This window comes from Erythrobacter sp. HKB08 (assembly GCF_004114695.1).
GTDB lineage: Bacteria > Pseudomonadota > Alphaproteobacteria > Sphingomonadales > Sphingomonadaceae > Parerythrobacter_A.
The window spans coordinates 610634-631522 of record NZ_CP035310.1 but is presented as its reverse complement, the minus strand read 5'-3'; the positions used below and the strand labels follow the sequence as shown (position 1 = coordinate 631522).

At 65.4% G+C, this 20889-nt stretch carries 19 protein-coding genes; 9 read left to right on the top strand and 10 right to left on the bottom strand.

Going from position 1 to position 20889, the window contains the following annotated elements; genetic code table 11:
* The first annotated feature begins 3 nt into the window (after positions 1-3).
* From EO245_RS03030 to EO245_RS03010, 5 genes are read left to right on the top strand one after another with little or no spacing between them, the layout of a single operon-like run.
* On the top strand, positions 4-516 hold the full coding sequence (locus EO245_RS03030; protein WP_234026941.1) for a dihydrofolate reductase: 513 nt from the start codon (positions 4-6) through the stop codon (positions 514-516).
* Positions 513-1451 carry a bifunctional riboflavin kinase/FAD synthetase gene (locus tag EO245_RS03025; protein WP_128891546.1) on the top strand — a complete coding sequence of 313 codons (939 nt, stop codon included), beginning with the start codon at positions 513-515 and terminating at the stop codon, positions 1449-1451. Before EO245_RS03030 ends, EO245_RS03025 begins: the two co-directional genes overlap by 4 nt.
* Positions 1448-4354, top strand: coding sequence for an isoleucine--tRNA ligase (ileS, locus tag EO245_RS03020; protein WP_128891545.1), 2907 nt, complete (start codon positions 1448-1450; stop codon positions 4352-4354). Before EO245_RS03025 ends, ileS begins: the two co-directional genes overlap by 4 nt.
* On the top strand, positions 4351-4893 hold the full coding sequence (lspA, locus tag EO245_RS03015; protein ID WP_128891544.1) for a signal peptidase II: 543 nt from the start codon (positions 4351-4353) through the stop codon (positions 4891-4893). The genes ileS and lspA overlap by 4 nt, the downstream gene beginning before the upstream one ends.
* Positions 4886-5299, top strand: a complete 414-nt coding sequence (locus EO245_RS03010) for a DUF3035 domain-containing protein (protein ID WP_128891543.1) — start codon at positions 4886-4888, stop codon at positions 5297-5299. Before lspA ends, EO245_RS03010 begins: the two co-directional genes overlap by 8 nt.
* Before the next feature lie 73 nt (positions 5300-5372).
* Here the strand turns inward: EO245_RS03010 and EO245_RS03005 are convergent, their stop codons facing one another.
* Entirely contained in the window at positions 5373-6671 is a 1299-nt protein-coding gene (locus tag EO245_RS03005) for a hemolysin family protein (RefSeq protein ID WP_128891542.1), read from the bottom strand.
* 165 nt (positions 6672-6836) lie between these two features.
* Here EO245_RS03005 and EO245_RS03000 point away from each other — a divergent pair, with 165 nt between their 5' ends.
* Positions 6837-7535, top strand: a complete 699-nt coding sequence (locus EO245_RS03000; protein ID WP_128891541.1) for an OmpA family protein — start codon at positions 6837-6839, stop codon at positions 7533-7535.
* Positions 7536-7599: 64 nt separating this feature from the next.
* Here EO245_RS03000 and EO245_RS02995 read toward each other — a convergent pair whose 3' ends face one another.
* On the bottom strand, positions 7600-8385 hold the full coding sequence (locus EO245_RS02995) for a 3'(2'),5'-bisphosphate nucleotidase CysQ (RefSeq protein ID WP_128891540.1): 786 nt from the start codon (positions 8383-8385) through the stop codon (positions 7600-7602).
* 99 nt (positions 8386-8484) lie between these two features.
* On the opposite strand from EO245_RS02995, the gene sucC reads away from it, so the two are divergent.
* A complete protein-coding gene (gene sucC / locus EO245_RS02990; RefSeq protein ID WP_128891539.1) occupies positions 8485-9684 on the top strand; it encodes an ADP-forming succinate--CoA ligase subunit beta in 1200 nt (399 codons plus the stop codon).
* Positions 9685-9762: 78 nt separating this feature from the next.
* Here sucC and EO245_RS13345 read toward each other — a convergent pair whose 3' ends face one another.
* Positions 9763-10653 carry a DUF6265 family protein gene (locus tag EO245_RS13345; protein WP_164931250.1) on the bottom strand — a complete coding sequence of 297 codons (891 nt, stop codon included), beginning with the start codon at positions 10651-10653 and terminating at the stop codon, positions 9763-9765.
* A gap of 169 nt (positions 10654-10822) precedes the next feature.
* Between EO245_RS13345 and EO245_RS02980 the strand changes: the two genes are divergently transcribed.
* Together EO245_RS02980 and EO245_RS02975 are read left to right on the top strand one after the other, a co-directional pair.
* Entirely contained in the window at positions 10823-11575 is a 753-nt protein-coding gene (locus tag EO245_RS02980) for an electron transfer flavoprotein subunit beta/FixA family protein (protein WP_128891538.1), read from the top strand.
* 30 nt (positions 11576-11605) lie between these two features.
* The gene (locus EO245_RS02975) at positions 11606-12535 is read left to right on the top strand and encodes an electron transfer flavoprotein subunit alpha/FixB family protein (RefSeq protein ID WP_128891537.1); all 930 of its coding nucleotides are present in this window, start codon (positions 11606-11608) and stop codon (positions 12533-12535) included.
* A gap of 132 nt (positions 12536-12667) precedes the next feature.
* Here EO245_RS02975 and EO245_RS02970 read toward each other — a convergent pair whose 3' ends face one another.
* The 7 genes from EO245_RS02970 to EO245_RS02940 form a co-directional block, all read right to left on the bottom strand.
* Positions 12668-13288, bottom strand: coding sequence for a sigma factor (locus EO245_RS02970; protein ID WP_128891536.1), 621 nt, complete (start codon positions 13286-13288; stop codon positions 12668-12670).
* Between the two features lie 71 nt (positions 13289-13359).
* A complete protein-coding gene (locus tag EO245_RS02965) occupies positions 13360-13812 on the bottom strand; it encodes a flagellar biosynthesis repressor FlbT (RefSeq protein WP_128891535.1) in 453 nt (150 codons plus the stop codon).
* A gap of 38 nt (positions 13813-13850) precedes the next feature.
* Entirely contained in the window at positions 13851-14381 is a 531-nt protein-coding gene (locus EO245_RS02960) for a GNAT family N-acetyltransferase (protein ID WP_128891534.1), read from the bottom strand.
* The gene (locus EO245_RS02955) at positions 14381-15589 is read right to left on the bottom strand and encodes a DUF445 domain-containing protein (protein WP_128893435.1); all 1209 of its coding nucleotides are present in this window, start codon (positions 15587-15589) and stop codon (positions 14381-14383) included. Before EO245_RS02955 ends, EO245_RS02960 begins: the two co-directional genes overlap by 1 nt.
* Before the next feature lie 62 nt (positions 15590-15651).
* Positions 15652-19173 carry an efflux RND transporter permease subunit gene (locus EO245_RS02950; RefSeq protein WP_128891533.1) on the bottom strand — a complete coding sequence of 1174 codons (3522 nt, stop codon included), beginning with the start codon at positions 19171-19173 and terminating at the stop codon, positions 15652-15654.
* A gap of 6 nt (positions 19174-19179) precedes the next feature.
* On the bottom strand, positions 19180-20379 hold the full coding sequence (locus EO245_RS02945) for an efflux RND transporter periplasmic adaptor subunit (RefSeq protein WP_128891532.1): 1200 nt from the start codon (positions 20377-20379) through the stop codon (positions 19180-19182).
* 198 nt (positions 20380-20577) lie between these two features.
* A complete protein-coding gene (locus EO245_RS02940) occupies positions 20578-20838 on the bottom strand; it encodes a GlsB/YeaQ/YmgE family stress response membrane protein (protein ID WP_128891531.1) in 261 nt (86 codons plus the stop codon).
* Between the last annotated feature and the right edge of the window lie 51 nt (positions 20839-20889).

Genomic DNA, 20889 nt, shown 5'->3' with positions numbered 1-20889 from the left:
GCAGTGAGCAGTTCGATCTTCCTGATCTACGCGCGCGCCGAGAACGGCACGATCGGCCGGGACGGCAAGCTGCCGTGGCACATTCCGGCCGACCTGAAGCGCTTCAAGCAGCTCACCCTCGGCAAGCCGATGATCATGGGCCGCAAGACTTTCGAGAGCCTCCCGGGCCTCCTGCCGGGCCGCCGCCACATCGTGCTTACCCGGCGCGACGATTTCGGCGGCGACGGCGTCGAGATAGCCCGCTCGGTTTCCGAAGCGCGCGCGCTGGCGGAAAAGGACAACGAAAGCGGCGAGATCGCGGTGATCGGCGGCGCGGCGGTCTACGACGTGTTCCGCCCGATGGCCGAACGCATCGAACTGACCGCGGTCCATGCCGAATTCGCCGGCGATACCTTCATGAAACCGCTCGGCGCCGAATGGGAAGTCGCCGCGCGCGAGGATCACCCGGCAGAAAACGGCCTGCCCGCCTTCAGCTTCCTGACCTATTGCCGCGCAGGCGAGGAGCCGGGCGCATGAGGTGGCTCGACCATCGCGAGGCGGTGCCCGATTCGCTGCACGGCGCGATCATCGCGCTCGGCAATTTCGACGGCTTCCACAAGGGTCACCAGGCAGTCGCTGGCGAGGCGATCCGCTGGGCGCGCGAAGAGGGTCGGCCGAGCATTGTCGCGACTTTCGATCCGCACCCCGTGCGCTTCTTCAAGCCGGACGTACCGCCCTTCCGCCTGACCACGCTGGAGCAGCGGCAGGAGCTTTATCTCGCCGCCGGTGCGACCGCGATGCTGGTGTTCCATTTCGATGGAGAGCTCGCCGGGACCAGCGCCGAGGATTTCGTCACCGAGCTGCTCGGCAAGCGCCTCGGCGCGGCGGGCGTGGTGACGGGCGAGGACTTCACCTTCGGCAAGGCGCGCGGCGGCAATGTCGACGTGCTGCGCGAGGTCGGCAAGACCTGCGGCATCGAGGCGCGCACCGTCGGCCCGGTCGGCGATACGGGCGAAGTCGTCTCCTCCAGCCGCATTCGCGAAGCGCTGCGCAATGGCGACCCGCAGGAAGCGGCCCGCCTGCTCACCCGACCCTTCGCCATTCGCGGCATCGTCGAGCATGGCGACAAGCGCGGGCGCGAGATCGGCTATCCGACCGCGAATCTGTCGATCGAGAGCTACCTGCGGCCCAAGTACGGTATCTACGCCGTGACGGGCCGCATCCTCGCAACCGGCGAGGAGCTGAAGGGCGCGGCGAACATTGGCGTGCGCCCGCAATTCGAGCCGCCCAAGGAATTGCTCGAGCCCTATTTCTTCGACTTTTCGGGCGATCTCTACGGACAGGAAATCGAAGTCGCCTTCCACCATTTCCTGCGCCCCGAGGCGAAGTTCGACAGCCTCGATGAACTGATGGCGCAGATGGAGAAAGATTGTGCGGAAGCGAAAAGGCTTTTAAGCGCGCGCCCGTCATGACTGAAAAGCGCGATTACCGAGACACGGTCTTCCTGCCGAAGACCGATTTCCCGATGAAGGCCGGCCTCCCCCAGAAGGAGCCGGGCATTGCTGCGCGCTGGGCGGAGATCGACCTCTATTCCAAGCTGCGCGAGGCGCGCGAGGGCCGCAAGAAGTTCATCTTCCACGACGGCCCGCCCTACGCCAATGGCGACATGCACATCGGCCACGCGCTCAACCACACGCTGAAAGACGTCGTCTGCCGCACGCAGAACCTGCTCGGCAAGGATGCGCCCTACGTCCCCGGCTGGGACTGCCACGGCCTGCCGATCGAGTGGAAGGTCGAGGAACAGTACCGCAAGGCGAAGAAGACCAAGCCGGTCCTCTCGGGCGCCGGGCGCGACGAGGCCGAGGTAAAGGCGTTCCGCGACGAATGCCGCGCCTATGCCCAGCACTGGGTCGACGTGCAGCGCGAGCAGCTGAAGCGCCTCGGCATCCTCGCCGACTGGGACAACCCCTACCTCACCATGCAGAAGGAAAGCGAAGCGACGATCGTCGCCGAGCTGATGAAGCTGGCCGAGGCGGGCAATCTCTATCGCGGCTCCAAGCCGGTGATGTGGTCCCCGGTGGAAGAAACCGCGCTGGCCGAAGCCGAGGTCGAATACGAAGACATCGTCTCGACCCAGATCGACGTGGCGTTCGAGATCACTGAAAGCCCGGTTGCAGACCTGGTCGGCGCGCATGCGGTGATCTGGACGACGACGCCGTGGACGATACCGGTCAACCAGGCGTTGGCCTACGGGCCGGAGGTCGATTACGTCCTGCTGCACGTGAACGCGATGGAGGGTCGCGAAGCTTCTGTGAGCCATGTGCTCGTCGCCGAGCCACTGGTTTCCCAGGTCGCCGAGCGCATCGGCATCACGAACCATTCGGTCGAATGGTCCGGCAAGGGCTCCGACCTCGCCGGGACCATCGCTCGCCACCCGATGCACAAGCTTGGCGGTTTCTACGCCAAGCCGCGCCCCTTCCTTGCGGGCGATTTCGTCACCACCGACAGCGGTACCGGCCTCGTCCACATGTCGCCCGACCATGGCGAGGACGATTTCGCGCTGTGCAAGGCGCATGGCATCGAGCCGGTCTTCGCCGTCACCAATGGCGGCCTCTACCGCGATGACTGGGACTGGCTCGGCGGGGAAGACGAGCGTCGCCGCAGCGTCATCAACAAGCCGTTCAATTCGCCTGAAGGCCCGATCTGCTCCGACCTGCGCGATGCAGGCGCGCTGCTTTCGGCGAGCGAGGATTACCAGCACTCCTACCCGCACAGCTGGCGTTCGAAGGCCAAGGTCATTTTCCGCTGCACGCCGCAGTGGTTCGTGCCGATGGACAAGCCGCTCGGCACCGGCGATTTCGATGTTGCCCCGGGCAGCCCGCTCGGCGCGGCAGTCGCGCCTTTCGTCAGCCAGGACAACACGACCCTGCGCGAGCGTGCGCTGCGCGCCATTTCCGAAACGCGCTTCGTGCCGGAAAAGGGGCGCAACCGCCTCGGCTCGATGGTCGAAGGCCGCCCCGACTGGGTGCTTTCGCGCCAGCGCGCATGGGGCGTGCCGATCACGCTCTTCGTGCGGCCCGACGGGACCTATCTGCAGGACCCGGCAGTCAATGAACGCGTCATCGCCGCCGTGCGCGAGGAGGGCATGGATGCCTGGAACTCGGCCAACAAGGCCGCCTTCCTCGGCCCCGATCACAATCCCGACGATTTCGAGATGGTCACCGACATTCTCGACGTCTGGTTCGATTCGGGCTGCACCCATGCATTCGTGCTCGAATCGGGGCGCTGGCCGGACCTGCAATGGCCCGCCGACCTCTACCTGGAAGGCAGCGACCAGCATCGCGGCTGGTTCCAGTCCTCGCTGCTGCAGAGCTGCGCGACGCGCGGCCGCGCGCCGTTCGACCAGATCCTGACACACGGTTTCACCATGGCGAGCGACGGGCGCAAGATGTCCAAGTCGCTCGGCAATACGGTCGATCCGCTCAAGGTGATGGAGCAATACGGCGCGGATATCATCCGCCTGTGGGCGACCTCGGTCGACTTCACCGAGGACCACCGCATCGGCGATGAAATCCTCAAGGGCGTCGGCGACCAGTACCGCAAGCTGCGCAACACCTTCCGCTACCTGCTCGGCGCACTCGACGGCTTCGTCGGCGACATGGGCGACACGGCGGAAATTCCCGAGCTCGAAATCTACGTCCTCTCGCTGCTGTCCGATCTCGACGACAAGCTGCGCAAAGCGGTCGATGATTACGACTTCAACGCCTACACCCGCCACCTCGTCGATTTCTGCAACGAGGACCTGTCGGCCTTCTACTTCGATATCCGCAAGGATTCGCTCTATTGCGACGGGCCGGACGATCCCAAGCGCAATGCCTATCGCACGGTGCTCGACCTGTTGTTCCACGCGCTGGTACGCTACGCCGCGCCGGTGCTGGTCTTCACCGCCGAGGAGGTGTGGAAGGCACGTTATCCCGAAGACGACGAGCAGTCGGGCAGCGTCCACCTGCTCGAATGGCCGAGCGTGCCCAAGGTCGGCGCGGACGCCGCCAAATGGGCGAAGCTGCGCGACCTGCGCGAACGCGTGACCGAGGCGATCGAGCCGCTGCGCCGCGAGAAGGTCATCCGCTCCGGCCTCGAGGCGGAAGTGACGGTCCCGGCCGATGCCGTGCCCGAAGGCTTCACCGACGAGCAACTCGCCGAGCTGTTCATCACCGCGTCAGTCAAGCGCGGCGATAGCGACACGGTGAGCGTTTCCCGGACAACCGACCACAAATGCGGCCGTTGCTGGCGCCTGCTTCCCGAAGTCGAGGAAGACGGCGACCTGTGCAACCGCTGCGAAAGCGTGGTCGAAGCGATGGACGCCGCAGCATGAGCTTCCTCACCAGACCGCGCCTTTTCGGCCTCGCCCTTGCGATGGTGCTTTTCGCCGTCGACCAGTGGGTGAAGAAGATCATCGACGTCGATCTCGACATGCAGCTGGGCGAGAATATCGAGCTGCTGCCCTTCTTCGACCTGACGCGGGTGCACAATTTCGGCGTTTCCATGGGCATGTTCGAGGCGACCAGCCCGGAAATGCGCTGGGGCCTCGTCGCCCTCACCGCGCTCATCGCCGGTGTCGTCACCGTGTGGATGATGCGCGAGAAAAACTTCGCCGACATCCTCGGCCTGTCGATGATCCTCGGCGGCGCGCTCGGCAATATCGTCGACCGCTTCCGGCTCGGCTACGTGCTCGACTATGCCGATTTCCACGTGGGCGACTTCCGCCCGTTCCTGATCTTCAACATCGCCGATGCGGCTATCACCATCGGCGTCGTCATCATCCTTGCCCGCGCGCTGTTCGTTCGCGATAAGGACGAAGACGAAGCAACGACTGAACCGGCCGATGGCCGCGGAGAGCCTGACAATGCGTAACACCACCAAGATCCTCCTGATTGCCGGCACCTCGGCCATGCTCGCGGCTTGCGGCAGCGGCGGCGGTATCCTCGGCCGTGAACGTCCGGACGAGATGGCGGTGAGCCGCCAGGCCCCGCTGGTGGTCCCGCCGGACTTCAACCTGACCCCGCCCGCTCCTGGCGCTCCGCGACCGAGCGAAGGCAGCGCGAGCGAGCAGGCTCTCGAAGTGCTGTTCGGCGGCCCGGCCCCGCGCAGCTCGGTCGAAACCAGCGCGCTCGACCGCGCCGGTTCGGCTGCTCCGGGCATCCGCTCGAGCATCGGCGACCCGCAAACCAACACGGTCGCCAAGGGCCGCGTGACGCGCGACATCATCGCCGCACCCGAAGGCGACGGCCCGAACTCCTCAACGGTTATTCCGGGTTAATTGGAAGGTTGGCTCGCGCCCCATCCGGGGTGCGATATCCTCGCTCATACGGCCCTAGTGGCCGAGAAGCGTCCTAGTCCTTTTCGGGGCTGACGAGCAGCTTGTCGATCCGGCGTCCGTCGAGATCGACAACTTCGAAGCGCCAGCCCTGCTCGGTGAAGCTTTCGCCTTCGCTCGGCAGTTTCTTCAGCACCGACAGCACGAAGCCGGCGGCAGTCGCAAACTCGCGCTGCTCGCCATAATCGAGGCCCAGCCGGTCTGCGAGCTCATCCGCTGTGGTGCCGCCCGCGACCAGCAGGCTGCCGTCGGGACGTTCGACGATCGGCGGGGCATCGCCGATGTCGCGGTCGCTCTCGAAATGGCCGACCAGCGCGGTCAGCAGGTCGACCGGGGTCACGATCCCGTCGAGATGGCCATATTCGTCATGCACCATCGCCATGGCGACGCCCGAACCCTGCAGCACGCGCAAGGCATCCAGCGCATCGAGCTGGTCGGGCACGGTTTCCGCCCGGCGCAGCAGCTTGCGCAGCGAGACCTGCTTGCCCGCGACTAGGGCTGCGAGGACCTCGCGCACCTTGACCACGCCGATGATCGTGTCGGGCGAGCCTTGCGCGACCGGGAGCAGCGAATGCGGCGTATCCTCGATCGTCTTGCGGATTTCCTTCTCGTCTGCATCGATGTCGATCCAGTCGATTTCCGTGCGCGGCGTCATCACTTCGCGCACCGGACGCTCGGCGAGGCGGACGACACCGGCAAGGATCTGGCTCTGCTCGTCCTCGATCACGCCGGTCCGGCTCGCTTCGGCGAAGATCATCTGCAGCTCTTCGGCCGTGACGCTCGACTGGCCACCGGGCCGCACGCCGAGCAGGCGGATGAGCAGGCCGGACGAGGTATCGAGCACCCAGACCAGAGGCGCGGCGATCCGGGCGATCAGGTCCATTGGCCGCGCCATGACCAGCGCGATCGGAACCGCTGCGCGCAAGGCCACCTGCTTGGGCACCAGCTCGCCCACGACGAGGCTGAAATAGGTTGTCAGCACGATCACCAGCACGAAGCCCGCCTGGTCGGCATACTCCGCCGGGAAGCCGGCCGCCGCCAGCCGCTCGCCCACCGGGCCGCCGAGGCTCGCACCCGAATAGGCACCGGCAATGATGCCGACGAGCGTGATGCCGATCTGCACGGTGGAGAGGAACTTGCCCGGATGCGCGGCCAGCGCGAGCGCAGTCTTGGCGCTGTGGCTGCCCTTCTCTGCCGCGGCCTTGAGGCGCGATGTGCGCGCGGAAACGATCGCCAGCTCGGACATGGCGAAGACGCCGTTGAGCACGATCAGCCCGGCGATGATGAACAGGTCGGTCCAGGGAAATGGTGTCACGCCTCCAGCGCTAGCAGAAATGCCGGGCCGCGCCAGCCCGTGCGTGCCCAAAAACCGTGTTCAGGAACGCGAACGGCATCTCGATGGTATTGTTATTGAACGCGGGCGGCAGCGGTGGGGCCGTACCGGTTCCGCGTAACCATGGAGGAAGGGGAGTACCCCACTATGAAAAAAGCAAAAATTCTCGTCTCGAGCTTCGCGGCTCTGTCCCTGATGACGGTTTCCGGCTGTGTGACCGATCCGAATACCGGTGAGCAGAAAGTCTCGCGCACCGCAATCGGCGGTGTCGGCGGTGCGGTGCTGGGCGGCCTGCTCGGCGGTGTCATCGGCGGCAAGACCGGGCGCATCATCGGCGCGGGCGTCGGCGGCGTTGCCGGCGGCGTGGTCGGCTACAAGATGGACCAGCAAATCAAGGAGCTGAAGGAAGAGACCGCCGGTTCCGGCGTCGACGTGACCGAAGTCGACGATGGTTCGGCCATCCTCGTCAACCTGCCCGACGGCGTGACCTTCGACGTCGGCAGCTACACGATCAAGCCGGCCTTCCGCGATACGCTCGATTCCGTGGCCGAAAGCCTCGTGCGCTATCCCGACAGCCTGGTCGACGTTTACGGCCATACCGATTCGACCGGTTCGGAATCGTTTAACCAGCGCCTGTCCGAACAGCGCGCCGAAGCGGTTGCGAACTACCTGTCGTCGCGCGGTGTGCGTTCTGCGCGCATTCGCTGGCAGGGCTTCGGCGAGACTGCACCGATCGCCGACAACTCGACCGAATCGGGCCGCGCGCTTAATCGCCGTGTCGAGATCAAGATCATCCCGATCACGCAGGAAGACGTAGCCCAGGCGCAATCTGCGCAAGGCAACTGATCTTCAGCGGTCAGGATTACGAGAAGGGCGGCCCGCGGGTCGCCCTTTTCATATGGCGGGCGCCCTACTTGTCCCGCGCGATGATCTCGGCCCGCTCGGCAAGGTGGGCGACTGCATCGCGGTGGATGCCCGGCGCGCTTGCGAGCAGTCCGAAGGCGCGCGGGTCGCGCTTGTTGTAAGCGAGCTGCTTGCCGAAGGCGTCGGTCACTGCCGCGCCCGCCTCGCGCGCGATCAGGGCCGCTGCGCCGATATCCCATTCGAAACCCCAGCGCAGGGTCGCAACGAGGTCCGCCTCGTCGGCTGCCACCATTGCGACTCGCAGCGCAATGGAGTTCGGCTTGTCCACCGTCTGGAGAATCTGGTCGACTTTCATCAGGCTGTCGGCGGGAACGCGCGCGCCGGTAAACTCGCTGCGCCGCGACGCCTTGAGAGGTTCGTCGTTGCGCCATGCGCCCTGGCCCGCAATCGCCAGCCACTTCTCCTCGCGCGCCGGAGCATCGAGCATTCCGATAAGAGGCCGCCCTTCGCTGATCAGCGCGACCGAAACCGCCCAGCCGGTGCGTCCGCGAAGGAAATCGCGCGTCCCGTCGACCGGATCGACGAGCCAAATCAGGCCCTTGTCGAGCCGGTCCGCGTGATCGGCGGTCTCTTCCGACAGCCACCCGGCCGAGGGAAGCAGCGCGCCAAGCTCGCGCTTGAGGAAGCGATCGACCTCGATATCGGCCTCGCACACCGGGCTGCCCGGCTCCTTTTCCCACGCCTGCGGAGCGCCGCCCGCGCCCGGCCACAGGTCGTGTGCCATGCGGCCGGCCTCGCGCACGATATCGGCAAGGCGGGAACGATCGATCATGCGAATTGCTCTAGGGTTGAGAGACGACACTTTTCAAGCGCGGCCATCCATGCTTATGCGCGGCGCAGATTCCCATTTCCCGCAGAAACGGACAGCTCGATGAACATTCACGAATACCAGGCCAAGGAACTGCTCGCGAAATACGGCATCGGCGTACCCGCCGGCCATGCCGCCCTCACCGTCGAAGAAGCGGTCGAAGGCGCGAAGCAATTGCCCGGCCCGCTCTATGTCGTGAAGGCCCAGATCCACGCCGGTGGCCGCGGCAAGGGCAAGTTCAAGGAACTCGGCCCCGACGCCAAGGGCGGCGTCCGCCTCGCCAAGAGCGTCGAGGAAGTCGAAGCGAACGCCAAGGAAATGCTCGGCAACACGCTGGTGACCGTCCAGACCGGCGATGCCGGCAAGCAGGTCAACCGCCTCTACGTCACCGACGGCGTCGACATCGCCAAGGAATACTACCTCTCGATGCTGGTCGACCGTGCAACCGGCCGCGTCGCCATGATCGTCTCGACCGAAGGCGGCATGGACATCGAGGAAGTCGCCCACTCGACCCCGGAAAAGATCACCACCATCACCATCGACCCGGCGCAGGGCTTCATGCCGCACCACGGCCGCGCGGCAGCATTCGCGCTCAAGCTGACGGGCGATCTCAACAAGCAGTGCCAGAAGCTGACCAAGCAGCTCTACACCGCTTTCATGGATCTCGATTGCGAGATGCTCGAGATCAACCCGCTGGTCGAAACCGAAGACGGCAAGCTGCTCGTGCTCGACACCAAGATGAGCTTCGACGGCAACGCCATGTTCCGCCACCCGGACGTCGAAGCACTGCGCGACGTGACCGAGGAAGACCCGGCAGAAGTCGAAGCGAGCGAATACGACCTCGCCTACATCAAGCTCGACGGCAACATCGGCTGCATGGTCAACGGCGCGGGCCTCGCCATGGCGACGATGGACATCATCAAGCTCAACGGCGCCTTCCCGGCGAACTTCCTCGACGTAGGTGGCGGCGCGACGACCGAGAAGGTCACCGCGGCGTTCAAGATCATCCTCAAGGACCCGGCGGTCGAGGGCATCCTCGTCAACATCTTCGGCGGCATCATGCGCTGCGACACGATCGCGGAAGGCATCGTGGTCGCCGCGAAGGAAGTCGAGCTCGACGTTCCGCTGGTTGTCCGCCTCGAAGGCACCAATGTCGAGAAGGGCAAGGAAATCCTCGCCAACTCGGGCCTGCCGATCGTTCCGGCCGACGACCTCGGCGATGCCGCGCGCAAGATCGTCGCGGAGGTCAAGCAGGCGGCATAACCGCCTCGGACCAGCAATAGGGACAAGGGCCCCGCCAGCACGTCGCTGGCGGGGCCCTTTTTCTTGCGTGTCAGCTCGTCAGCGTGTCGGCCCGGGTTCGGGGAGCACCGGCTGCTCGCCGTCGGCCATCGGGACCAGCCAGTTGTTCCACACGGTCCGCGTGCGTGCATCGGTCATGTCGAGTGCGCAGATGAGCAGCGCAGTCGTGCGGAAGCTGCCATTGCCGAACTTGCGGAAATTCGCCCTGCATTCACGGTCGCGGTAAATATCGAACGCCGCTTCGGCTTCGACGATGGCAGCCTGCACGTCCGGTGCATCAGCGTAGAGCGCGCTTGCCGCTTCGACATATTGCTTGCGCCTGTCCGCCGCCCTGGTGAGCAGCGAAGAATAGCACTGGTTCATCTCAGCGGTCGAAGCAGCCTCGCCGCACTGCGGAGCAGGCGCATCGGGCACAGCGTCGCCCATTCGCTCGAACCGGAACAGCAGTTCCGCGCCGGACTGCATCCGCACCGCTGCGACCAGCCCGTCCTCGCCATCGTCCCCCTTGTCGCACCTGAGGGTGAGCGCGTGGAAATAGGCCGCGCAATCCTCGATCGCGACGAGGCGGAAGGTGAGCATGTCGGCCTTCTCCTCCCATCCGGTGAGGTCGGCGTTGAAATGCTTGAGGCGCAGGACGAGCGTGCCCTCTTCCTCCATCAGGTAGAGATGTTCGGTGAACTGGATACCGCCCTCGCCGCTTTCCTGCACGAAAGTCCCGACCATCGTGCCACCCGTCGGCGGGAGCCAGCTTTCCATCGCGGGCGCATCGCCGATGCCCTTGCCCGCCCATTGCCCGACCAGCCAGTCCATCTGCGCGAGTGTCGCAGGCGGCGATTCGAAGCCTTCCTCGCCGACCCGCGTTTCCTGCGCCCCCAGCGGCAGTGCCCACATGGCCAGCACCGCCAGCGCCAGTTTCCCGATTGCCCGCATATCGCCCTCCTCTGCCCGAGAGTTGTAGCGGCAAGCGGCAAAATCACCTAGCGTCGCCGGAACGGGCGCAGCTGCGCATTCGTTGGGATTCCGAGAGGCGGGCCAACTTGACGTTTACGTAAACGCAAGTTAGGCGGTCGCCAACGATTCTAGAGAGGAAGGATACACGATGAAGATCCTCGTCCCCGTCAAACGGGTCATCGATTACAATGTGAAGCCGCGCGTCAAGGCGGACGGTTCGGGTGTCGACCTGGCCAACGTCAAGATGAGCATGAACCCGTTCGACGAAATCGCCGTCGAGGAAGCCATCCGCATCAAGGAAGCGGGCAAGGCTGAAGAGATCGTCGTGGTCTCGATCGGTCCGGCGAAGGCGCAGGAAACGCTGCGCACCGCGCTCGCCATGGGTGCCGACCGCGCGATCCTCGTCGAAGTCGAAGACGGCGTCGATGTCGAACCGCTCGCGGTCGCCAAGATCCTCAAGGCCATCGCGGCAGAGGAAAACCCGGGCATCGTGATGCTCGGCAAGCAGTCGATCTCCGACGATTCGAACCAGACCGGCCAGATGCTCGCCGCGCTGATGGAGCGTCCGCAGGGCACCTTCGCCAATACGGTCGAAGTCGATGGCGACAGCGTCGTCGTGAAGCGTGAAGTCGACGGCGGCCTCGAAACCGTGAAGCTGACGCTCCCCGCGATCATCACCACCGACCTTCGCCTGAACGAGCCGCGCTATGCTTCGCTGCCGAACATCATGAAGGCCAAGAAAAAGCCGCTCGATACCAAGTCGCCGGCCGATTACGGCGTCGACATCGCGCCGCGCCTGACGACCACCAACGTCTCCGAACCGCCGGTCCGCCAGGCGGGCGAGAAGGTGGAAGACGTCGATGCGCTCGTCGCCAAGATCAAGGCCCTGGGCATCGCGTAAGCGGGCCGAGACAGAACAAGGATTCAGAACATGAAAACTCTCGTTTGGGTCGAACACGACAACAACAGCGTCAAGGATGCCACCCTTGCCGCCGTCACCGCCGCTTCGAAGCTGGGTGAAGTTCACCTGCTGGTCGCCGGGTCGGGCTGCGCCGCAGTCGCCGACGAAGCCGCCAAGATCGCCGGTGTCGGCAAGGTCCACCTCGCCGACGATCCCGCCTACGAACACGCTCTGGCCGAAAACCTCGCGCCGCTGATCGCCGACCAGATGGGCCATCACGACGCTTTCGTCGCTCCGGCCACCACCACCGGCAAGAACATCGCGCCGCGCGTCGCAGCCCTGCTCGACGTGATGCAGATTTCGGACATCCTTTCGGTCGAAGGCGAGAAGACCTTCACCCGTCCGATTTACGCCGGCAACGCGATCGCCACGGTCGAATCGTCGGACGCCAAGCTCGTCATCACCGTTCGCGGCACTGCCTTCGACAAGGCCGCTGCCGAAGGCGGTTCGGGCACGGTCGAAGCTATCTCGGGCCCGGGCGACGCCGGTATCTCGAGCTTCGTCAGCGCCGAAATCGCCGAGAGCGAGCGTCCGGAACTGACCAGCGCCAAGGTCATCGTCTCGGGCGGCCGCGCCCTCAAGGACGCGGAAACCTTCGAGCAGATCATCACCCCGCTGGCCGACAAGCTCGGCGCAGGCATCGGTGCATCGCGCGCCGCGGTCGACGCTGGCTACGTGCCGAACGACTACCAGGTCGGCCAGACCGGCAAGATCGTCGCACCGGAAGTCTACATCGCCATCGGCATTTCGGGTGCGATCCAGCACCTTGCCGGGATGAAGGATTCCAAGACGATCATTGCGATCAACAAGGACGAGGACGCACCGATCTTCCAGGTCGCGGACATCGGTCTTGTCGCCGATCTCTACAAGGCAGTGCCGGAGCTTACCGACAAGCTCTGATCCTGCCGCGCCCCTGCCCGATGCGCGTGAGCATCGGGCGCACGGGGCGCTAGACGATCCAAAGCAAAGGCGGCTTCGCTTCGTTGCGTTGCCGCCTTTTCTTTGTCCGGACCCCGGCCCGCGCCGAACCGCTCAGCCGGCGACCAGCTTGCGGCAATTGCGGGACAGCCGCCGCACGACCTGCCGGTCTTTCTCTCGCTGTTCGCGGGTGGCCCCCAGGGGGGAATCGCCGAACAGTGCCGCGAGCATGGTCGATCGGTCCGAAGGCGTAGCCTCGAGGCGGTCGAGCAGGGCGCTGATCGAGCGATAGGCGAGATGGTCGGAAGCCGCGCGCTCGACATCCGGCTGCGCCTCGTCGTCGACGATCTCGAACAACTGCCGGGCCTCACCCTGCCGCAGTCCCTCGATCGCCACCGTGGTGATCCCGGCGGCTTTGGCGCTATCGCGCTGGTCGAGCCTGACCCTGTGTCGCAGCGACTGCAATTCGCCGCGCATCTGCCATGTCGCATGGGTCGAGAAACTGGCCTTGCCCGGTTCGTAGCTCAGCAGGGCGCGGTGGATGCCGAGCGCGCAGGCCTGCCATGCATCCTCGCGCATGTCCGACAGGCCGTAGCGCGCGCCGAGATAGCGGATGCGCGGCCCGAGCATTTCGAGCAACTGGCGGAAGTGCCGGTCGGCTCGCTCCTGTTCGCGGCCGCGTTCTGCCACTATCGCCGAAGCGACTTCCTCGATCCTGCTGGCAAGTGACGGCATTCCGGCTCCCCTGGCGCGTGTCCGGTCTCGTCAGGATAGGGATGCCGCTTTCCCGGGCGCTTGCCGCGGCGCTAGGTATGACTACCGACCGGCGCCTGGGAGAGCCTTGGCGCGGGCTGCCGCCCGGCACTGTCCATCGTCGCAAGGCGCCTCGCTGCATCGAGCGCGGCGGGCGCATCGAAGGCACCGATGGCCGCAGCATATCGCGCGCATTCGACCTGCGCCGCATGGGTCCGCAGGCGCGAGACGACCGTCCCGAGCAGGTCGAGCAGGCGGTGGCGGGTCTCCGGATCGAGCCGCCCGGCATCGGCTGCAGCCAGTGTCGCATAGTAGAGCGACGAGGCGAGGCCGTCGTGCCGCCTGCTGTGCCACAGCGTCGCTGCCGTGAGCAGGCTCGCGCCCGAACCAACGCGCAGGCAAGCGTCGGAGACCGCGCACATCATCGCGCCGTTGATTACGGCCTGCTCGCCGCTGCGCAATTCGAACTCGCGCCAGCTTGTAGGAGGGGCAAGGTCCTTTGCCATGACCCGATTGTAGAGAAATCGCGCCGCTTGCGGGCAGGCTAGCTGGCGGGTGGCGGGCGGCGGTAGAGGTTGACCGGCGATCCGTCAGGCATGTTTGCCCTGCGCAGCGGCTCGAAGCCGAGCTTTTCGGCAAGGCGTATCGACGGGGCGTTGGCCGGTTCGATCAGGCACACGACCTCGGCACCGAACTCGCGATCGAACCAGTCGAAGATCGCGCGCATGGCCTCGCCGACATAGCCCTTGCCCGCCGCCTCCTCGCTCAGGATCCAGCCCGCCTCGGGCCGGTCGTCGAAATCCTCGCCCAGCCCACGGAAGGAATGGAATATCCCGCAATTGCCGAGCAGTCGCCCGTCGCCGCCGCGCTCGCGGAGCATCAGGAGGCCGTAGCCATAGAGGCTCCAGCTGCCCGCATTGCGGGTAAAGCGCATGAAGTGGTCGGGCATGGTTGGCTCGGGACCGAGGTAGCGCCGCGTGTTCTCTTCGGAGACGATGGCGAACAGCGGGTGGATGTCGGCGACATCGGGCTGCCACAGCTCAAGCCGTTCGGTCTCGAGCCACGGGCCGGCCATCAGATCAGGCTGTCGATGAAGTGGATGGTCATGCCGACCAGCCCGCCGACGAGCGTGCCGTTGATGCGGATGAACTGGAGGTCGCGCCCGACCGCGCCCTCGACCCGGTCGGTCAGCGTGCGGGCATCCCAGCGGCGCACAGTTTCCGAAACGAGCTGGACGATCTGGTCGCCATAGCGCGTCGCCACGCCGACCGCGGTGCGGCGGGCGAAGCGGTTGACCTGCATCTGCAGGCGCTGGTCCTTCTTGAGCGCCTCGCCCAGTTCGCTGAGGCTCTGCCGCAAGTCGCCGCCGAGCTGGCTGTCGGGATCGCGTGCACGGCGGATCAGCGACTGGCGGATACGCTCCCACACGCCCATCCACCATTCGGCGACGGCGGGGTTCTCGAGCATTTCGCGCTTGAGGTTCTCGATCCGCTCGCGGGTCTTGGGATCGTGCTGCAAGTCCTGCGCGAGCGTCGCGAGGCCTTCCTCGACCTTGCCGCGCAGCGGGTGTTCGGGATCGACCAGCACTTCGGCGAGCAGGCGATAGAGCCCGTCGAGCACCGAATTGGAAATCCGCTCGTCGAGGCCGGTCCAGCGCAGCACGGCATTAGCGCGCGTCTTGATGATCTCGCGGACGGTTTCCTCATTGTCCTCGAGCGTCAGGCCGGTCCACCGGATCAGCCCGTCCATCAGCGGCAGGTGCTTGTTGTCGGCAATCGCGCTTTCGAGCATCCGGCCGAGCAGCGGGGCGACGTCGATCTTGGCGACCTGCCCCTTCAGGCCAGAGCGGACCTGTGTGCCGAGCCGGGCCGGATCGAGCGATTCCAGGATTTCCGCGAGCAATTCCGCCGCGCCGCCGGTGATGCGCGAGCGCGTTTCGCCCTGCGGCGCGACTAGAAAATCGCCCATTGCGCCTGCGACATTCATCCCGCTCATGCGCCGCGCGACGACCGACGGGGTGAGGAAATTCTCCCGCAGGAACTGCGCCATCGTATCGGCGATGCGGTCCTTGTTTTCCGGGATGATCGCGGTGTGCGGGATCGGGATGCCGAGCGGATGGCGGAACAGCGCGGTGACGGCGAACCAGTCGGCCAGCCCGCCGACCATCGCGGCCTCGGCGAAGGCATGGGCGTAGCCCCACGCCGGATGCACGCCGAGATACTGCTTGGTGAGGACGAACACCGCCGCCATCACGAACAGCATCGCAGTCGCGGTCCAGCGCATCCTGCGCGCCCGGTCGGGCGGCAGGCGCGTGGCGGATGTCACCGCGGCATCGGGGTTATCGCTCACTCGGCCGGGTGGCCCTCGTCGGGCGAAATTCGCGTCGCCGGGGTCGGGCCTTCGGGCTGCGGCTGCGGCTGCGTTTCGGGACCATGCCCGCCGCGCGAGCCGGCATCACCGGGACGATAGGTCAGGAAGCGCTGGCGCATCCACGGACCGACGCGGCGCTCGAAACCGTCCGCCAGGCTGAAGCCCGCGGGAACGATCAGCAGCGTCAGCACGGTCGAAAGGATCAGGCCGCCGATGACCATGGTGCCCATCGGTGCGCGCCATGCCCCGTCACCCGAAAGCGACAGCGCGATCGGCACCATGCCCGCCGTCATGGCGACGGTGGTCATGACGATCGGCTGTGCACGCTTGTGGCCCGCATCGACGATCGCCTCGTATTTCTCGACCCCTGCATCCATTGCCTCGATCGCGAAGTCGATCAGCAGGATCGAGTTCTTCGAGACGATGCCGAGCAGCAGCAGCACGCCGATATAGACCGGCATGGATTGCGGCTGGCCGACGAGCCAGACGAGGAAGATACCTCCGAGCGGCGCGAGCAGCAGCGAGGTCATGTTGACCAGCGGACTCATCAGTCGCTTGTAGAGCAGGACCAGCACGGCGAACACGAGCAGGAAGCCGGCGATGATCGCGGTGAACAGGCTGCTGACCAGTTCCTGCTGCCACTCGTCCTCGCCCACCACGTCGCGGATGACGCCCTGCGGGAGGTTGGCGAGCGTCGGCAAGGCATCGACCTGCTGCTGCGCTTCGCCCTTGATGACGCCCTGCGCAAGGTCGGCACCGACCAGTACCCGGCGGTTCTGGTTGTAGCGCTGGATCGCCGTCGGGCCGGAGCCGAAGCGGATGTTGGCCACGCGCTCGAGCGGGACCGAACCGCCCGAGGAGGTCGGGACCGGCAGGTTGCGCAGCGTCGTCAGGTCCTGCCGCGAGGATTGCGGGAGGCGGACGCGGATCGGGATCTGGCGGTCGGACAGCGAGAACTTCGCCGCGTTCTGCTCGATCTCGCCCATGGTCGCGATACGGATCGTCTGGCTGAGTGCAATGGTGCTCACGCCGAGCTCGGCAGCGAGGTCTTCGCGCGGCTCGATGATGATCTCGGGCCGGTTGATGTCGGCGCTGATACGCGGCGCGACGAGCGTGTCGAGGCCCTTCATTTCCTCGACCAGCTGCTGCGCAGTCGCTTCAAGCAGCTCCGGATCGGAGCCTGCCAGCATGACGGTCAGGTCGCGGCCCGAACCGAAGCCGCCGGACTGCGACTGGAAGCGCACGCGCGCGTCGGGGATCTTCGCCAGCGTCGGGGCAAGATCGCGCTCGAACTGGATCGAGGTTTTCTCGCGGTCTTCCTTGAGCGTGATGTAGATCGTCGCCTGGCCTTCGCGGACCCGCTCGAGCGCCATGTCGACCTCGGGCTGTTCGTAGAGGATGTCGGCAACTTCGCGCGCGACGCGCTGGGTCGTCGCGAGCGTGGTGCCGGGCACCATCTCGATTTCGACGCGGCTGTTCTCGCTGTTGATGTTCGGCTGGAACTGCGCCGGCACGGTGCCGAACAGCAGGATCGTGAACATCAGCGAGAAGAAGCCGACCATCAGCATCCATGCGCGGTGGTCGTAGAAGCGCGCCTCGAGATATTTCCACGACTGCCCGATGCGTTCGCCGAAGAAGCGCCACGGCAGGCCGATGAGCTTGAGCGTCAGCCAGCCGGCAGCGAAGCCGAGACCGATGGCGATGGCGAACTGGAGGATGCCGATGATGCGCGTCGCGATCAGCGCGAGGATGGAATCGGGGTCGGACGAAATCGCAGTCCCCACGGCATCGGGGATGCCGAGGCCGGCGATCATGCCATGGCTCGCCATGACCACGCCGGCAGGCACCACGAGCATGACCAGGATCGTCGCGATGAAGGCGATGACGTAGAGCCAGCGACGCTTCGGGCCCGGCAGGCCTTCGCGCCGGTCGTACATCTTGCCGCGGTCGAGCGACCAGCGAAGGACGGCCATGTAGCGGTCCATCCATTTGCCCTCGCCATGGGCGGCATGGCCCTTCGCCTTGAGGAAATAGGCCGCCAGCATCGGCGTGATCATGCGGGCTACCGCCAGCGACATGAGCACGGCGACGACCACGGTGATGCCGAAGTTCTTGAAGAACTGGCCGGAGATACCGGGCATCAGGCCGACCGGCAGGAACACCGCGACGATACAGAAGCTGGTCGCGACGACCGGCAGGCCGATCTCGTCGGCCGCGTCGATCGACGCCTGGTAGGCGGATTTGCCCATTCGCATGTGTCTGACGATGTTCTCGATCTCCACGATCGCATCGTCGACCAGGACCCCGGCCACGAGGGCCAATGCGAGGAGGGACAGCTGGTTCAGGTTGAACCCGAGCAGGTCCATGAACCAGAAGGTCGGAATCGCGGACAGGGGGATGGCGACGGCGGAGATGATCGTCGCGCGCCAGTCGCGCAGGAAGAGGAACACGACCACGACCGCAAGCAGCGCGCCTTCGACCATCGCAGCGATCGAGGTTTCGTACTGCTCCTCGGTGTATTTCACCGTGTTGAACAGCGGGATGAAGGATACGCCCGGGTTCTCGGCATCGATCTCGTCGATGATGACCTTGGCCTGGTCGAAGGCGGTCACGTCGGACGCGCCCTTCGCGCGCGACATGTAGAAGTTCACCACTTCCTTGCCGCGCACCATGCTGATCGAGGTTCGCTCGCTATAGCCGTCGCGCACCGTGGCGACGTCGGCGAGCTTGACCGTCTGGCCGCCCGAGACGCGGATCTGGCGCTGCGAGAGGTCGTATGCGGAATCGTTGTTGCCGAGCACGCGGACCGACTGGCGGGTGCCGCCCACTTCGGCCATGCCGCCTGCAGCATCGAGGTTGTCCTGCCGCAGCACGCCATTGATCTGCGATGCAGTGACGCCGAGGGCCTGCATCCGGTCGAGGTCGAGGATGACTTCGATCTCGCGATTGACGCCGCCGAAGCGGCCGACTTCGGCCATGCCGTCGACTGCCAGCAGGCGCTTGGCGACCGTATCATCGATGAACCAGCTAAGCTGTTCGATCGTCATGTCGTCGGCTTCGACCGCGTAGATGCCGAGGAAGCCGCCGGCGATCTCGACCTTCTGGATGCGCGGTTCGAGGATGCCGTCGGGCAGGCTGCCGCGGACCGTATCGACCGCGTTCTTCACTTCGGCCACGGCATCGTTCGGGTCGGTGCCGATCTCGAACTCGATGAAGGTCGAGCTGTTACCTTCGCTCGCGGTCGAGTTGATCGTGTTGACGCCGTTGACCGCACGCACCGCGGCCTCGACCCGCTGGGTGATCTGGTTCTCGATCTCGCTCGGCGCGGCGCCGGGCTGCGAGATGTTGACCTGCACCGCGGGGAATTCGATGTCCGGGTTGTTCACCACATCCATCCGCGCAAAGCTGAGCAGCCCCGCGAAAAGCAGCGCGGTGAAGGCAACCAGCGGAATGACCGGGTTGCGGATCGACCATGCGGAGATGTTGCGGAAATTCATTGCGGCTTACTCCTCGGCCTTCACCGGCGAGATGGTCTCGCCTTCGGTCAGGAAGCCGCCTGCCTGCAGCACGACCTGTTCATCGCCGGTCAGACCTTCGGTGATCGCGATGCCGTTGAGCGTCACGATGCCGGTCTTGACCGCGCGCCGCTGGACCTTGTTCTCGCCGTCGACGACGAAGACGAAGCTGCCCTCCTCATCCGACATGATCGCGCTTTCGGGCAACATCGGTGCGACGATGGTGCCGCTGTTGATGCGCGCGCTGGCGAAACCGCCCGGGCGCAGTTCGGGCGCATAGGGCAGCGCGATGCGCGCCGTGCCCTGGCGGCTCTGCGCATTGATCGTCGGCGAAAGCTGCCAGATTTGGCCGGTGAATTCCTTGTCGGTCCCTGCCGGAACGATGGTCGCCGGAACGCCGGGCGAAAGCTGGGCGAGCTCGTTTTCGCTAACTTCGGCCATCAGTTCCATCTCGCCGCCGCGCGCGATGCGGAACAGCGGGCCGGAACCGGCCGAAACGACCTGGCCCGGCTCGACGTTGCGTTCGAGCACGAGGCCGGAAGCCGGGGCAACGACATTGAGCCGTGCATTGCGGGCGCGCAGTTCGGACAGCTGGGCCTGCGCGACCTTGACCCGGGCAGCTGCGGCATCACGCGTCGCGGTCAGGCGGTCGATGTCGGCTTTCGAGATGAAGCCGCGCTCGACCAGCTGGAGCGCACGGTCGAGATTGCTCTGTGCAAGCTGCGCATCGGCGCGGGCGACTTCGATATTCGCTGCAGCGCTGGCAGCCTGCTGGGTCTGGACGGAGCGATCGATGACGGCAAGCACCTGGCCTGCTGAAACCCAGTCGCCTGCATCGACGGGGACGCTGACCACGCGGCCACCCTCGCCGGCGATGCCGACGGGCAGTTCGCGGCGGGCGGCAAGCGTGCCGGTCGCGGTGATCGTGCCTTCGATGGTCGATGCGCCGGGGGAGACGACGGTGATGGCCGGAGCCTGCTCTTCGCGGTCGGCCATGGCGGCCGTGCCAGCTTCGCCGTTCTGGTTGAAGAACCACAGGCCGATCGCCACCGCGAGCGCGATGATGATCCCGACCACGATGAGGACATTGCGCTTCGTGCGCGAAGGCGCCTCGCCTTCGGCGAAGTCCGCATTATCAACATCGAGAGCAGAACCGTGGTCGGCGCGCACGGTCGTTTCGTAATTCATGCCTTACCCCTTGATGCGGCTTGAGGGTGTATTACACCCCTATGTCACCACGTGCAAGAAGGCTTAGACATGCTGGGCTAAGGGGAAAATCCACTCTCGACAGACGACTTTTGTGGACGACGAATGGTTCCCCGAAACGAGATGGGGCGGACCTTGCTGGAAGGTCCGCCCCGTCGGTAGTTCAATAATTGCAGTGTTTTAGCGAACGCGTCCGCGCTGGACCATGTTCGCCACCGCCAGCAGCACGATTGCGCCGACGAATGCGGTGATGAGATACATGATCCAACCTGCATCGTCGGTCAGGAAGCCGGTGACGTTACCGATCGCACTGCCGATCAGGCCGCCGATCACGCCGACGATGATATTCCAGAAAATCCCCATGGAGGCATCGCGGTTCATCACGATGCTTGCAAGCCAGCCGGCGATGCCGCCGAGAATGATGGTAGCAATCCAACCCATTGTTATTCCTCCTTTAGCGCCGGAAGCCGGCAGAAGAATAACGTTCCGCCG

Bases quoted from the DNA above. Each gene is read 5' to 3' on its own strand.
- EO245_RS03025 (WP_128891546.1), top strand. From the start codon at position 513: ATGAGGTGGCTCGACCATCGCGAGGCGGTGCCCGATTCGCTGCACGGC.
- ileS (WP_128891545.1), top strand. From the start codon at position 1,448: ATGACTGAAAAGCGCGATTACCGAGACACGGTCTTCCTGCCGAAGACC.
- lspA (WP_128891544.1), top strand. From the start codon at position 4,351: ATGAGCTTCCTCACCAGACCGCGCCTTTTCGGCCTCGCCCTTGCGATG.
- EO245_RS03010 (WP_128891543.1), top strand. From the start codon at position 4,886: ATGCGTAACACCACCAAGATCCTCCTGATTGCCGGCACCTCGGCCATG.
- EO245_RS03000 (WP_128891541.1), top strand. From the start codon at position 6,837: ATGAAAAAAGCAAAAATTCTCGTCTCGAGCTTCGCGGCTCTGTCCCTG.
- EO245_RS02995 (WP_128891540.1), bottom strand. From the start codon at position 8,385: ATGATCGATCGTTCCCGCCTTGCCGATATCGTGCGCGAGGCCGGCCGC.
- sucC (WP_128891539.1), top strand. From the start codon at position 8,485: ATGAACATTCACGAATACCAGGCCAAGGAACTGCTCGCGAAATACGGC.
- EO245_RS13345 (WP_164931250.1), bottom strand. From the start codon at position 10,653: ATGCGGGCAATCGGGAAACTGGCGCTGGCGGTGCTGGCCATGTGGGCA.
- EO245_RS02980 (WP_128891538.1), top strand. From the start codon at position 10,823: ATGAAGATCCTCGTCCCCGTCAAACGGGTCATCGATTACAATGTGAAG.
- EO245_RS02975 (WP_128891537.1), top strand. From the start codon at position 11,606: ATGAAAACTCTCGTTTGGGTCGAACACGACAACAACAGCGTCAAGGAT.
- EO245_RS02970 (WP_128891536.1), bottom strand. From the start codon at position 13,288: ATGCCGTCACTTGCCAGCAGGATCGAGGAAGTCGCTTCGGCGATAGTG.
- EO245_RS02965 (WP_128891535.1), bottom strand. From the start codon at position 13,812: ATGGCAAAGGACCTTGCCCCTCCTACAAGCTGGCGCGAGTTCGAATTG.
- EO245_RS02960 (WP_128891534.1), bottom strand. From the start codon at position 14,381: ATGGCCGGCCCGTGGCTCGAGACCGAACGGCTTGAGCTGTGGCAGCCC.
- EO245_RS02955 (WP_128893435.1), bottom strand. From the start codon at position 15,589: ATGCGCTGGACCGCGACTGCGATGCTGTTCGTGATGGCGGCGGTGTTC.
- EO245_RS02950 (WP_128891533.1), bottom strand. From the start codon at position 19,173: ATGAATTTCCGCAACATCTCCGCATGGTCGATCCGCAACCCGGTCATT.
- EO245_RS02945 (WP_128891532.1), bottom strand. From the start codon at position 20,379: ATGAATTACGAAACGACCGTGCGCGCCGACCACGGTTCTGCTCTCGAT.
- EO245_RS02940 (WP_128891531.1), bottom strand. From the start codon at position 20,838: ATGGGTTGGATTGCTACCATCATTCTCGGCGGCATCGCCGGCTGGCTT.